Genomic DNA, 12,046 nt, shown 5'->3' on the forward strand with positions numbered 1-12,046 from the left:
GATGCGCAATCATGGCTGATCGAGTACGGGGCAAAGTGGCGATCGTGAGCGGCGCGGCGAGCGGTATGGGCGCGGCGGACGCGCGGCTGCTCGCGGAAGAGGGCGCGTCGGTCGTGCTCGGCGACATCAACAAGGAGCAGCTGGAGGCTCTTACAGCCGAGTTGTCCGCGGAGGGCCACGCCGTGACATCGGTGTCACTGGACGTCTCCTCGTACGAGGACTGGCTGGCGGCAGTACGGGTCGCCGAGGAGACGTACGGTCCCGTCTCGGTCCTCGTCAACAATGCGGGCATCTACCAGGCCCCCGGCGTGGAGGAGACCGAGCAGGCGCTGTGGGACAAGGTCATCGCGGTCAACCAGACCGGCGTCTTCCACGGGATGAAAGCGGCGATCCCCTCTATGCGCCGGGCCGGCGGCGGCTCGATCGTGAACATCGCCTCCATCCACGGGCTCGTCGGCACCCCCCTCGGCACCGCGTACCACGCCAGCAAGGGCGCGGTCCGCTCGCTCACGAAGCAGGCGGCCGTGCAGTACGGGCCTGAGAACATCCGCGTCAACTCGCTCGACCCCGGAATCATCGAGACCCAGATCCTCGCCGATCTGCGCGCGCAGGAGGTCGACTTGGACCCGATGACCCAGGAGATCCCGCTGCGCCGCTTCGGCTCGGCCCGTGAGATCGCCTGCGGCGTGGTCTTCCTCGCCTCCGACGAGTCGTCCTTCATCACCGGAGCGGATCTGGTCGTGGACGGCGGCATGATCGCCACGCAGTAGCCACGCACCGGGTACAGGAGGGTGGGGCCACGGCGATTCGCCGTGGCCCCACCCACGTCCAGGAGCGTCAGGCGCGCGCCTCCAGTCCGGCCGGACGGATGCCCGAGCGGACCGTGTACTTCTTGTTGACGCCGATGAGTACGGCGCTGAGCGGCTCCAGGATCTTGTGCATCGGGGTCATGCGGATTCTCCTCGCGACACGGGTCGTCGGCCGGGCGGGTGATGTCAGGAGGACTCGGCCGCCAGGCCGAGCGCGATATCGATGATCATGTCCTCCTGGCCGCCGACGAGGCCGAGCTCCCCACAGCGGCGCAGGATGCGATGGGCCGGCACCTGGTAGCGCTCGGCGGCCCGCTCGGCGTGCAGCAGGAAGCTGGAGTACACGCCGGCCCAGCCCTGGACGATCGCGTTACGGTCCATCTTCGGCCAGCGGTCGAGGTAGGGGCGGACCACCTCCTCGGCGGCGTTGAGGAGTGCCATCACATCGAGGCCGGTGTCGATGCCGAGCCGGTCGAAGACCGCGGCGAGGACCTCGGTGGGCGAGTTGCCCGATCCCGCGCCGAGGGCACAGAGCGAGCCGTCGATGTACCGCACCCCCGCCTCATGGGCGAGGACCGAGTTCGCGACGCCGAGCGACATGTTCTGGTGGCCGTGGTAGCCGACCCATGCCTGGGCGCCGACCTCGGCGACCAGGGCCTCGAAACGGGCCGTGGCCTCGTGCATCAACAGGGCGCCGGCCGAGTCGGTGACGTAGACGGCCTGGCATCCGGCATCCACCATGATGCGGGCCTGTGCGGCGAGGTTCTCGGGTGAGGTGCGATGCGCCATCATCAGGAAACCGGCGGTCTCCATGCCGAGTTCGCGCGCGACACCGAAGTGCTGCGGGGACACGTCGGCCTCGGTGCAGTGGGTGGCGACCCGCACCATGTCGGCGCCGGCGTCGCGGGCGCGGCGCAGGTCGTCCGCCGTGCCGATGCCGGGCACAAGCAGGACGGCGATGGCCGCCTGGCGGGCCTCCTCGCGCGCCGCGGCGATGAGTTTCAGCTCGTCGGTGTGCGAGAAGCCGTAGGTGAACGAGGATCCTCCGAGGCCGTCGCCGTGAGTGACCTCGATGACCTCGACTCCGGCGCGGTCGAGTGCGCGGACGGTGTCGCGCACCTGCTCTTCGGTGAACTGGTGGGCCATGGCATGGCTGCCGTCGCGCAAGGTGGTGTCGACGATGCGCACGTCGTGGGTGATCTCCGGCTGGCTCATGCGCGCTCTCCCTGCTTGGCCTGTGCCATCAGTTCGCCGACACGGGCTGCCGCGGCGGTCATGATGTCCAGATTTCCTGCGTACGGCGGCAGGTAGTCGCCGTTCCCCTTGACTTCGAGGAACAGCCCGACCCTGCCGTCTCCCTGCCATTGCGGCCGCGGATCGTCGAACTGCGGTTCCGCGCGCAGCGTGTAGCCGGGGACGTACTGCTGCACGTCGGCGACCATGGCGTGGACGGACCGGGTGATGGCGTCCCGGTCGGCGTCCGGGCCGATCGCGCAGAACACGGTGTCCCGCATGATCATCGGTGGTTCCACGGGGTTGAGGATGATGATCGCCTTGCCCCTCTTGGCGCCTCCGACCTCCGCGACGGCCGAGGCCGTGGTGTGGGTGAACTCGTCGATGTTGGCCCGGGTTCCGGGCCCCGCGCCGCGTGAGGCTACGGAGGCGACGATCTCCGCGTAGGCGACGGGAGTGACCCGGGAGACCGCGTGCACCAGGGGAATGGTGGCCTGCCCTCCGCAGGTGATCATGCTGACGTCGGGGGCGTCGAGGTGGGCGCCGATGTTGACCGGTGGACACACCATCGGCCCCAGGTGTGCGGGCGTGAGGTCGACGGCCTGGATGCCGGCCTCGGCGTAGCGGGGGGCGTGCGCGATGTGTGCCTTGGCCGAGGTGGCTTCGAAGACGAGGTCGGGCAGCGGGTCCTGGCGCAGCAGCCAGTCGACGCCTTCGGCCGATGCGTCGACGCCTTGCGCGCGGGCGCGGGCCAGGCCCTCGGACTCCATGACGCCGACCATGGCGACGACGTCGATCATGTCGCTGCGCCGCAGTTTGGCGAGCAGGTCGGTACCGATGTTGCCGGGGCCCACGATCGCGGCCGTGATCCGTTTCTTGCTCGCAGTGCTCATGGATGTGTCACACCAGTTCTGTGGGAGCGGGTTGACGGGTCAGCGCCGGTCTTCGGCGGTCCGGTCGATGTCGGCGACGTGGAGGGTGACGGCCCCAAGGGGGCCGAAGTCCGCGCGGAACGTGTCGCCGGGTGCCAGGGGGACGGCCGCGTGCAGGGCACCGGTGAGGATGAGGTGTCCCGGTTCGAGGCAGACTCCGGCCTCGCCGAGCGTGTTGGCCAGCCAGGCCAGCACGGCGACGGGGTCGCCCAGGGCCGCGGCGCCCTTTCCGGAGTCGATGACCTCGCCGTCGCGGCTCAGCGTCATCGCGATGTCCCGCGGGTCGATTCCGGCGAGCGGCACGACCTGGCAGGACAGGGCGACGGCGCCGTTGGAGGCGAGGTCGGCGACGGTGTCCGCGAGGCGGATGCGCCAGTCGGCGATGCGCGAGTCAACGATCTCCATCGCGGCGACGGCTCCCGCGATCGCGCTGCGGGCGTCGTCGACGGTGACACCGGGGCCCCGCAGACGGTCCCCGAGGACGAACCCGATCTCCGCCTCGATCTTCGGCGCGATGAACCGGTCCAGGGCGAGGGTGTCCCCGTCGTGGTGGAGGGTCGAGCCGAGGACGGGGCCGTAGTCGGGCGAGTCGAGGCCGATGAGGCGCTGCATGGCCTCGGAGGTGGCGCCGACCTTGTGGCCGATGACCTGGTCGCCATCGGCGAGCAGAAGGCGCACGAGTTCCTGCTGGATGGCGTAGCCGTCGGACATCGTCAGCGACGGGTCGCTGTCGGTGAAGGGTGGGATGGGGGCGCGGTCCCTGCGGGCGTCGTACAGGGCCCGCGCCATGGCGGAGGGGTCGGTCAGGGCCATCGGGCCGGTACTCCTCGCAGCGGGTGGCTGATCGGTCGGCGGTCAGGAGACCGGGGCCGGTGCGGCGAGGACCTCGTCGATGTACTTCGTGTCGAAGTACTCACGCATGGCCGCGACCTTGCCGTCCCGGAGAGTGAAGACGAAGCAGTACACGTTGTTGTAGCTGCCGCCGGCCACGAGTTCGGAGCGTCCGCTCGCCTCGACGCAGACCACCCCGTCCTCCTCCGTCATGCAGGTGATGGTGAATGCGACGCCGGAGACCGTGATGGTCCCCAGCATCCGGACGAGTTCGGCGACGCCCTCTCGTCCGCGTGTGCCGGAGAACGCGCTGGTTCCCATGAGTTGATGGGTGAAGTCGTCGGCCATCAGCGCCGTCGCCGCGCTGTCGTCACCCCTGCCGACGGCTTCGATGTACTGACGGCAGATCGTCTTGTTGTCCTGGTCCCGCACGGGAGCTCCCTACTGGGTGGGTTCGGTCGCGTACACGGGCGCCTGGTCGAGGGCGATGACCGGGATGAGGCGTTCGGTCGTCCGCTGGTACTGCGTGTACGCGGGTGACGTGGCGGTGGCGTGCGCCCAGACGGCGTCGCGTTCGGGCGAGCCGTCGGCCAGTTCACGGCTGCGGACTGCGTAGGTACGACGGCGCAGGGTGATCTGCGCCGCCGGCTCGCCGCGCAGATTCCGCACCCACAGCGGGTCGTTCTTCTGGCCGGCCGCGGAGGCGATGACGTACAGGCCGGTGCCCACCCGGAAGTACGGCATGACGGTGGTGCGTCGCTGCCCGCTCTTGCGGCCCGTGGTGTGGATGAGCAGGACGGGCAGCCGGGGCACGCCTTGCATGGCCGTGAACAGGGCGATCAGCAGCGAGCGTCCGGTGAGTCGCACGAGGAACCGGTCGAGGCGCCGGCCCTTGGGCTGTGAGAGCAGAGCGACGCATCGCTGCCCCGGGGCCGTCCTCAGCACACGCGCCCACATCAGAGGTCTCCCGCACCGATCGGCGCCGCGGGTCCGGGCAGGCCCAGGGCGGCGAGCCCGGCCGCGCTGTCCCAGAGATAGATCTGGATCTCGGCGACCTTGTCGTCGCGGAACGTGAACCACTCGAGCGCCCGCATCGCGATGGTCCGCTCAGTGCCGCGCCAGGGGAAGGAGACGGCCGCGACGACGTGGCTGACTCCGCTGGCCGAGCCGGGCGCCGCGATGAGTTCGTCGATCCGCAGGTTCGCCGCGTCGATGGGAGAGGCGGGATCGGCCAGGCCCGCGGTCATGGCCGACACCGTTTCGATGCCCTCAAAGTCCCCGCCCCAGGGAAGGGATCCCGCCTCGCGTACGACCACGTCGTCCGCGAAGTGACGGCGCACTGTGGTGATGACGGTGCCCGCGTCGCAGGTGTTGAAGGCCGCGTAGACCTCCCTGACGATCGCCTCCGTGTCCTTACGGGTCATGGGAGTTGCTCCTGTCTGGATGTCCGAAGGGAGTCAGAACCTGCGCAGGCCTGCTTCGATCAGGAGCGGCCTGATCGACTCGGAATAGCGGGCAAGCCCTTCGGCGTAGTCGGGGAAGGACACGGCCATGCCGTCGAGGCCGCCGTCGGACATCGCGCGGATTCCCTCGACGACCTGTTCCGGAGTGCCGACGAGGGGGAATCCCCAGTTTCCCGCCGCGGTGCTCTGGACAATGCGCTCTCGGGCCACGACGTCCACGCTCTGCAGCTTGCCCATGGAATTGTTCACGAAGGCCTCGGCGGATTTCCGGTCGATCTTCTCCTCCATGAGGTACTGGAATCGCTTCTTCGCCTCCGCCTCCGTATCGGCGCACACGATGTATCCGTGACCGCAGAACTTGAGACCGGCATTCCCCGCCTCGGCGGCGGCACTGCGCGCCTCGGCCAGCATCTCCGGAAACGCCGCCAGGCTCGGATAGATCCCGAAGTTGATGTCGGCGTATTTCGCGGCGAAAGCCATACCGACAGGGCTGGAACCGGCACTCATGATCACCGGGCGGCGCTGGAGCGGCTTCGGCTGGGAGACGATGCCGGTGCCGTTCAGAAAGCGTCCGTGGAAGTCGAACGGTTCGTCCTCGTCGAAGACGCGGAACAGAAGGTCCATCCATTCCTCGGCGTACACATACCGCTGGTCGTGCTCCACCTCGGGGAGGCCGAACATGGCGAAGGCGTCCTGGTTCCAGCCGGCGACCACGTTGAGCGCCAGCCGGCCGCCCGCGATGTGGTCGACGGTGGAGGCCATCTTGGCCACCATCACGGGGTGGAACAGCGGGATGTGGACCGTGGCGAGGAACTGGATGCGCTCGGTCACGGCGGCCAGGCCGGCGGTGAAGGTGAGGGAGTCCCACACGCGGTCGTACTGCTTTCGCGAGCGGGCGTAGTTCTTCCAGTGCGCGATCGACAGGATCGCGTCGATTCCCGCCTGGTCGGCGGCCCGCGCGATACGTGACGTCTCCTCCCAGGTGACCCGCAGAGTGTTCTCGGCATGCGTCAGGCTGGTCCCGCGGGCCGTGTTGAGGGAGAGAAGGACGAGCTTGAACTTGTTCTCGTCGTTCAGCATCGGCGTCGCCGCGCGGTCGACGAACGGGTCGACGACGTCGTTCACGGAATTCTCCGCCGCCGCGTTCTCGTCGGTCATGTGAAGTCACTCCTCGGTCTACGTTTCCGATCCCTGCCGACCGCTCAAGGAGAATGTGCTTTCTGCCGCCACACGGTAAGGACGGCCGCGGGACGCGACGACAGCCGTTCGGTATACGCGAACCAGCGTCGGGCTCCCGGAAACCCGGCGTTAACTTCGCGGTGGTCGCCGCGGATTCACCGCCGGTACCTGTCCGAAAGGATGTGCACCCGTATGAAGGCACTGGTGATCGGCGCGACCGGCTACGTCGGTTCGCGTATCGCGGGAGATCTCTCCGCGCACGGATACGAGACGTTCGGACTGGCACGCAGTGCGAAGGCCGCCGAAACGCTGCGGAAGGCGGGGATCAAGCCGGTACTGGGCGACGCGAACCGGCTCGGTGAACTGAGCGGACTCATCGCGGACTTCGGCATCGTGGTGTTCACGGCGATGGTGCCCTTCGACGACGAGACCGAGATCATGCGCCAGCTGGTCAGCTGCCTGCGCACCGGACAGAACCTGATCTTCATCTCCGGTTCCGGCGTGGTCTCGCTCGACGCGAGGGACGGCGCGTGGAACGACAACACCTTCGCCGAGGACGCCGCGTTCCCGTTCCCCGCCCTGCCTACGCGTCGCATCCGACTCGGTACGGAGCAGCTGGTGCGCGACAGCGCGGAGCGCGGGCTGCGCGCGTTCGTCATCCGGCCGCCGCTGATCTGGGGCCATGGCGCCAGCATCCAGATCCCGCAGTTCTTCGAGTCCGCCCGGCTGACAGGAGCGGTCTGCTACCTGGGGCAGGGCCTCAATCTGTACTCGCACGTCCATGTGGACGACGTGGCCACGGTGACCCGGCTCGCCGTGCAGCGCGGGACTCCTGGCGCGGTCTACCACGCGGTCGCGGGCGAGGTGAACTTCAAGACCATCGCCGAGGCCGTGGCCACCGTCGTCGGCTGCCCCACCCGCAGTCTCGACTACGAGGAGGCGTGCGAACTGTGGGGAGCGCCCTGGGTGGACATGGGCTTGGCGGTCAACAGCCGGATCCGGGGCCCCCGAGCACGCAAGGACCTCGGCTTCGCCCCGCGGCACGTCGATCTCGTCGAGGACATCCGCTCCGGCTCGTACTTCACGGCCTACACGGAAGGCGGGCGAAACGCCCAGGCCTACTCGTGGAGCGGCCACGGATGAGCCGCTCGCGGGTGCCGACGGACAGCACACGACCTTACGGAGAGACGATGACCACCGAGAACACCATCGACGGCGGGCCCGGATACACCGGCGGCATCCTCAACATGACAGGGGTGCGGCCCGGTCAGGCGCTGCGCTACGACGGGCCGGCGATGCCCCGGCAGGTGTACTTCACGCTCACCTTCACGAGCACCCACGACGCCATCGAGAAGCTGATCGTCCCGCCCGGTCTATCGGTGGACCGTGACCTGCCGCCCGAGGTGCAGGTCCTGTACTTCACCAATGCGGGCAACCGCGCCTACGACGGCCGGGTCACTCCCTACCAGGCCTGTATGTTCATGGCCCGGGTGCGCCACGGCGATGTGCGGGCGCGGGCGGGCTGGGAGTACGTCGACAGCATCCACGGTGACAAGACCGAGATGGACATGCTGGGGCCGTGGGGGGTGTACTTCGGCATGCTGAAGAAGATGGCCGACATCCGGTTCGTGCCGGTCGGGGTCAACGAGTTCGAGGTGAGCGTCGTCCGGCGTGGTGTGCGCCTGGTGACGATGCGCCTCAGCCTCGGCAGCGAACTGCCCGCCTCGGCCATCGAGGCGATCAACGCCGCCAACACGGAAAGCGAGGGGACGCTGACCGTGCGGGAGATACCCAATGTGAACTACTCCGGCTTCGCGGACCGGGCCGTCTGTCTCGCGCCGAGCCAGGGCAACACGGTGACGCGGGCGTGGTCGGCAGGCGGCGGCTCGATCGAGTTCGGCCATCTGGAGCTCGACCCGCTGGACGAGCTGCCGGTGCTCAAGGTCGGCGACGAGGCAGTGTTCGACCTGCGGTCGGAGAAGGAACTGTTCTCCGAGATGCGGGTGCTGGAGGGACTGCCGCGCGATTAGACACGGCACTGCGCCGCCGGGGACGGGCGTCCTGGCGGCGCAGTCTCACGACGCGGCCCTGTGCGAGATGCCCGACCGGAGCCTCCGGTCGGGCATCTCGCACAAGGCGGGGAGGACGGTGACGATCCGTCCCCGTACTCACGCGGCGGAACGCGTGCCGGTCAGGGGTCGCGGGGCCTCGAGTACGGCCTCCTTGGGCCGGCCGATCAGGACGCGCCGGGCGGTGGGGACGATCAGCGCTGCGACCAGGGCCGCGACGGAGATGCCGGTGAAGAGCAGAAATCCGTTCGTGTATCCCGACTCCTGGGGAAGCCCAGTCGGCTGAAGGTTACTCGTGACGATGGTGCCCATCAGAGCGGCTCCGATCGCTCCGCCGATGGTGCGCACGTTGGCGTTCATCCCGCTCGCGACACCCGTCTGCTGAGCCGGCACGCTGCGCACGATCAGGTTCGTCATCGAGGAGAAGGCCAGGCCGGCCGCGATGCCGAACACCGCTGCGGCGAACGAGATCTGCCAGCGCTCGTCGTGGGCGAGGGCGAGGGAGGTGGCCGTCACGGCACTGAGCACGGAAGCGGTGGCCAGTTGCGCCTTCGGGCTGAACCTCTGCTCGATGCGTCCGCTCACGATGCCGGCGACGAACATGGTGACAACCATCGGGAGGATGAGCAGGCCCGCCTCGGTGACGCTGGCGCCGAAACCGAATCCGGCACTGGGGGGCGTCTGGATGAGCTGCGGCATGAAGGCGAAGATGGCGAACCATCCGGCTCCGAAGAACAGGGCGACGAGGTTGGTCCTCCAGACCGCCGGCGTCCGCATCATGCGCATGTCCACGAGCGGGTTCGCCGAGCGGAGTTCCGCGGTGACCCATGCGGTCAGCAGGACTACGGCGGCGATCAGCAGGCCGATCACTCGGGTCGAAGTCCAGCCCCACACAGTGCCCTTGCTGACGACGAGCAGCAGGCTGATGAGTCCGGTGGACAGCAGGCCCGCGGCGAGCCAGTTGATCTTCCCGGGCTGCCGGACCGGTGACTCGGGGACGAGCAGGTAGGTCGCCAGTGCGGCAAGGGCGACTACGGCGGTCGGGACCCAGAAGAGCCAGCTGTAGCCTAGTCCGTCGATGATCGGGCCGGCGAGCACGATGCCCAGACCGCCGCCCGCGGCGATGACGGCCGACATGGATCCTACGGCGGCGGAGAGCCGTTCGGCCGGGAACTCGTCGCGCAGGATCCCGTAAGTGAGGGGGAAGACGGCGCCGGCCGCGCCCTGGATCGCGCGGGCGACGATGAGGACACCGATGGTGGGGGCTAGAGCTGCCAGCAGGCTGCCAGCGGCGAGGGTGATCAGTGCGGCGATCAGAGTGCGCTTCTTGCCGACTGCGTCTCCGACGCGGCCCAGGATCGGGGTGAAGATCGCGGCCGACAAGAGGTTGGCCGTCATGACCCAGGTCACCGTGCTCTGGGAGGTGTCCAGTTCGGTCCGGATGGTCGGCAGTACCGGGGTGATAAGCGACTGGATCATGGCGAAGGACAGTGCGCCCACCGCCAGGACCAGGAATATCGCGCCGGATGTGGGTCGTCGGTTCGTCATGAAGATCGCTTCCTCAGGGCGGTGAGCACGGTCACGGGCGGCGGGCCGGCATCTTTGATGCAACTCACTGTTGCGTTTACGACGCTATCAGGGTTCCCCATTTAATGCAACCATTCGATGCATTAGCTGTGAGTGGGCACTCCCGGGCACCGCCCCCTGGGCACGCGCCAACGAGTTGCGTTAAGCGCGTCACACTGCCTAGCCTGCTGAGATGCCGAAGGATCCGCTGGAGAAGGTCAAACATCTGCACGCCGACGCCGCGACAACCCGGCCCGGCGGACGCACGGCACGCACCGGCGAGGCCGTCATGGAGGCGACCCTCGCCGAACTGAGCGAGGTCGGCTACGCGGCACTCAGGATCGACTCCGTGGCCGAGCGCGCAGGCGTCAACAAGACGACGATCTACCGACGCTGGGGGGACAAGGCCGGCCTGGTGGCCACGGCGTTCATCGAGCGGCAGAGTACGGCCGCCCCACCACGGGACACGGGAAACCTGCGCGGGGATCTCATGGCCCTGCTCCGCGAGATGCGACGCGTGCTGCGGACGCCGTGGATCACCGCACTCCTGAGCGAGCTCGGACCGCGATCGGCCGAGAGCGGTGGCGTACGAGAAGTACTGGACAAGATCTGGCCGGAGCGCTTCCGGGAATCGCGAACGATCTTCGTCCGCGCCATGGAAAGGGGTGAACTGCCCGCCGACGCCTCTCCCGACTTTCTCCTGGAAGCCGCCTCCGGCCCGCTGTACTTCCGGTGGCTCATGCTCGGCCGCCCGCTCAGCGACGCCTACCTCGAGAAGACGGCCGACTTCGTCATCAACGGCGCGCGCGCCGGTCTGACCGACACGGACACGGGATCCGGTTCATAAGACTCTCTGTGCCCCCAGGCACGTCGTCGCCCGGTGTCCCCGTCTACGCACGAAGACGCCTGGGGCCGCCCCTGATCAGGTGGACGGTGCTTCCTCGGAAGCGTCCGGGTGCGCTCCGGCGCCCTGTCCCGTACGCGTGCCGTCGAGCACAAGGTCGGCGGTCCTTTCCAGGAACTCGTCGCTGAGCGGCTGACCGAGCATGAGCCAGCGGAAGTACAACGGTCCGGACAGCGCCTCAAGGAGAAAGCCGGGAGCGATGTCCGCCGGCAGGTCGCCCCGCTCCACGGCACGGGCGAAGATCGCCCGGGAAAGCCGGAAACGCTCAGGCCAGATCTTGTCGAGCACCTCGCGCACGCCGGTCACGTCAGAGCTGCGCGGCCCGACCTCGCGCACGAGCGCGGTGATCCACGGGGTGTACAGGACCTCGCGGACCTCCCTGAGGTGCAGCAGGAGGTCCTCGCGCAAGTCTCCCGTATCCGGCGGGGGCGCAATCTCACTCTGCCGTTCGATGAACGCCGTGGCCACCAGGCCGGCCTTGTCGCCCCAGCGCCGGTAGATCGTCGTCTTGCTCACGCCTGCGCGCTCGGCCACGGAGTCGATCCTGAGTGCCGCGTATCCGACGTCGCCCAGTTCGGCGAGGGTCGCGTCGATCACGGCCTCACCCACTCGCGCCGTTCGTCCGCCGGGCCGGGCCGTCGCGGCGTCAGCGTGCAGATGCCTGACCCGCTCCAGTGGGTTTGTTCTCATCCCTCGACGGTAGGCAACCGGGAAGCTTGACGCAACATTCGGATGCATTTAGGACTGTCGGTCACCCATCCCGGACCTGACCAAAGCCCACGCTGCACGACTCTGAACAGCCAAAACGCCCCCAATCGGCTACTTGGGCACGGACCCCGGAGGGCCGGTCGAAAAATAAACGCTCCAAGATGTTGCATTAGCAGGGGAAGCACTGGTAGCGTTTTAAACGCAACAACAAGTTGCATCAACAAAGGGGCCGAGACCCCTGACTCAAGGAGAGAAGCGTCATGATCTACCACCAGATCCGCATCGCCATGAAGCCCGACGCCCCCAAGGACCAGGTCGATTACGCGCTGGAGCTGCTGCGTCAGCTCGGCCG

13 protein-coding genes are annotated in these 12,046 nt (G+C 68.2%); 4 read left to right on the forward strand and 9 right to left on the reverse strand.

The features are described 5' to 3' along the window. The first annotated feature begins 11 nt into the window (after positions 1–11). The gene (locus ACIQWG_RS40280) at positions 12–770 is read left to right on the forward strand and encodes an SDR family NAD(P)-dependent oxidoreductase (RefSeq protein ID WP_404105976.1); all 759 of its coding nucleotides are present in this window, start codon (positions 12–14) and stop codon (positions 768–770) included. Positions 771–995: 225 nt separating this feature from the next. Here the strand turns inward: ACIQWG_RS40280 and dmpG are convergent, their stop codons facing one another. The 7 genes from dmpG to ACIQWG_RS40315 are packed head-to-tail and all read right to left on the reverse strand — an operon-like array spanning position 996 to position 6,426. Beyond that, positions 996–2,024 carry a 4-hydroxy-2-oxovalerate aldolase gene (dmpG, locus tag ACIQWG_RS40285; protein WP_404105979.1) on the reverse strand — a complete coding sequence of 343 codons (1,029 nt, stop codon included), beginning with the start codon at positions 2,022–2,024 and terminating at the stop codon, positions 996–998. After that, positions 2,021–2,935: an acetaldehyde dehydrogenase (acetylating) gene (locus ACIQWG_RS40290; protein WP_404105982.1), complete on the reverse strand. Its 915-nt coding sequence runs from the start codon at positions 2,933–2,935 to the stop codon at positions 2,021–2,023. The genes dmpG and ACIQWG_RS40290 overlap by 4 nt, the downstream gene beginning before the upstream one ends. Positions 2,936–2,974: 39 nt before the next feature. After that, entirely contained in the window at positions 2,975–3,787 is an 813-nt protein-coding gene (locus tag ACIQWG_RS40295) for a 2-keto-4-pentenoate hydratase (protein WP_404105984.1), read from the reverse strand. A 42-nt stretch (positions 3,788–3,829) separates the two neighbouring features. Next, positions 3,830–4,237, reverse strand: coding sequence for a nuclear transport factor 2 family protein (locus ACIQWG_RS40300; protein ID WP_404105987.1), 408 nt, complete (start codon positions 4,235–4,237; stop codon positions 3,830–3,832). A gap of 9 nt (positions 4,238–4,246) precedes the next feature. Then, positions 4,247–4,762, reverse strand: a complete 516-nt coding sequence (locus ACIQWG_RS40305; RefSeq protein ID WP_404105990.1) for a nitroreductase/quinone reductase family protein — start codon at positions 4,760–4,762, stop codon at positions 4,247–4,249. Continuing rightward, positions 4,762–5,229, reverse strand: coding sequence for a nuclear transport factor 2 family protein (locus tag ACIQWG_RS40310; RefSeq protein WP_404105993.1), 468 nt, complete (start codon positions 5,227–5,229; stop codon positions 4,762–4,764). Before ACIQWG_RS40310 ends, ACIQWG_RS40305 begins: the two co-directional genes overlap by 1 nt. Before the next feature lie 33 nt (positions 5,230–5,262). Then, positions 5,263–6,426 (reverse strand): LLM class flavin-dependent oxidoreductase, encoded by a 1,164-nt coding sequence (locus ACIQWG_RS40315; RefSeq protein ID WP_404105996.1) that lies wholly within the window; start codon positions 6,424–6,426, stop codon positions 5,263–5,265. Positions 6,427–6,639: 213 nt separating this feature from the next. Here ACIQWG_RS40315 and ACIQWG_RS40320 point away from each other — a divergent pair, with 213 nt between their 5' ends. Both ACIQWG_RS40320 and ACIQWG_RS40325 read left to right on the forward strand, forming a co-directional pair. Then, positions 6,640–7,590, forward strand: a complete 951-nt coding sequence (locus ACIQWG_RS40320) for an NAD-dependent epimerase/dehydratase family protein (protein WP_404105999.1) — start codon at positions 6,640–6,642, stop codon at positions 7,588–7,590. Between the two features lie 47 nt (positions 7,591–7,637). Beyond that, positions 7,638–8,477, forward strand: a complete 840-nt coding sequence (locus ACIQWG_RS40325) for an acetoacetate decarboxylase family protein (RefSeq protein WP_404106001.1) — start codon at positions 7,638–7,640, stop codon at positions 8,475–8,477. A gap of 138 nt (positions 8,478–8,615) precedes the next feature. On the opposite strand, the gene ACIQWG_RS40330 is transcribed toward ACIQWG_RS40325, so the two are convergent. Then, on the reverse strand, positions 8,616–10,064 hold the full coding sequence (locus ACIQWG_RS40330; RefSeq protein WP_404106004.1) for an MFS transporter: 1,449 nt from the start codon (positions 10,062–10,064) through the stop codon (positions 8,616–8,618). 211 nt (positions 10,065–10,275) lie between these two features. Between ACIQWG_RS40330 and ACIQWG_RS40335 the strand changes: the two genes are divergently transcribed. After that, positions 10,276–10,929 (forward strand): TetR/AcrR family transcriptional regulator, encoded by a 654-nt coding sequence (locus tag ACIQWG_RS40335; protein ID WP_404106007.1) that lies wholly within the window; start codon positions 10,276–10,278, stop codon positions 10,927–10,929. 75 nt (positions 10,930–11,004) lie between these two features. Here ACIQWG_RS40335 and ACIQWG_RS40340 read toward each other — a convergent pair whose 3' ends face one another. After that, positions 11,005–11,676 carry a TetR/AcrR family transcriptional regulator gene (locus tag ACIQWG_RS40340; RefSeq protein ID WP_404106010.1) on the reverse strand — a complete coding sequence of 224 codons (672 nt, stop codon included), beginning with the start codon at positions 11,674–11,676 and terminating at the stop codon, positions 11,005–11,007. Between the last annotated feature and the right edge of the window lie 370 nt (positions 11,677–12,046).

Origin of the sequence: Streptomyces sp. NPDC098781 (assembly GCF_044759995.1) — a bacterium.
Taxonomy (GTDB): domain Bacteria; phylum Actinomycetota; class Actinomycetes; order Streptomycetales; family Streptomycetaceae; genus Streptomyces.